Origin of the sequence: Lachnoanaerobaculum gingivalis, assembly GCF_003862475.1 — a bacterium.
Classification (GTDB): Bacteria; Bacillota; Clostridia; order Lachnospirales; family Lachnospiraceae; genus Lachnoanaerobaculum; species Lachnoanaerobaculum gingivalis.
The window spans coordinates 1-1126 of sequence record NZ_RRCO01000011.1; the positions used below are offsets into that span (position 1 = coordinate 1).

Below are 1126 nucleotides of genomic sequence, written 5' to 3' on the forward strand. Positions count from 1 at the left end.
GACCGGAATTAATGTATTATAATCTGTACGATCATTACTTACATAACTATGTACAATAAAATAATTCTCTACTGCTATCTGTACATTGTATGCAGGCTTTAGCTGCCCGTTCAACATATGATCTTCCTTCATTCGCATAAAGGTTGCTTCCAAATCGGTTTTGGAATAGCTGTTTCTATCTTTCCCCATAATTTCAAAGCATTCTTTATAGCCCATTAGTCTCTGTCCACAATGTTCAAGTTCTTCATAAAGTTGTTGAAGTTTTGGCTTTCTCTTACCCTTTCCGTTAACAAATACAATACCTTCTCCGTCAGCAATTGTCATAAGATTTTTCTGGAGCTTAAGTATTTCAAGAGGAGAGCAGTTATCAATCTCTATAATACGGTTATTAGATAGCTTTTTATGTTTTGTAATCTTTCTTTTTCTGTTCTTTTCAATAATATCTCTAACTTTATCAATCCCGTCAATCACAAACATTTGTGCATTTCCAAACTCGTACTTTTCACCAAATCCATTATCTTGTAAAAAAGAATTATAGTCTGAATAAAGCTTATCTATAGAATCAAGCAGACCTGCAAGATGATAATTAATGCTTCCACGCCATACAAAAGTATAACGATTAGCATTAGCTTCTATTTTCGTTCCATCAATAAACAACTCTTTTAATGTTACAAATCCTTCTTTTTGTAATCGTCTCATAAACTGATAGTTTAAGTCATCCAGGATACCTGAAGTAAGTTTCTTACTTTTAAAATCATAAAAAGCATCTCTTTTAGGCTTCCTCCCTTGAGTAAGCCAGATAAAAGCAATATCTCTTTCACATAAATCCACAATACGATCAATAGAGCGTATTCCTCGCATATTTGCATAAGTAATAACTGCATACATCATAATTGGATTGTACCCTGTTCTTCCCTTGTCCGAACAATTGGCTAACAGTCCGGAAAAATTTAAATCCTCCATAACTTTTTTTAGGGTATAGACTGGATCGTCATCGGGCAAACTCAATTCATAGAAGCTAAAGTTAATTTTCTGTGTCAAGCATAAATGATTATGTCCCAAAAAAATTAATTTATAAGCCCCATAAAAGGGGCTTTTATCATGCACTTTTTATGTCTTCTTCAAT

1 protein-coding gene is annotated in these 1126 nt (G+C 33.1%); it reads right to left on the bottom strand.

Annotation, left to right across the window (positions count from 1 at the left end; genetic code table 11):
* The coding region (locus tag EHV10_RS15470) for a transposase (RefSeq protein ID WP_148092620.1) at window positions 1-1068 on the bottom strand (1068 nt) is incomplete at its 3' end.
* Between the last annotated feature and the right edge of the window lie 58 nt (window positions 1069-1126).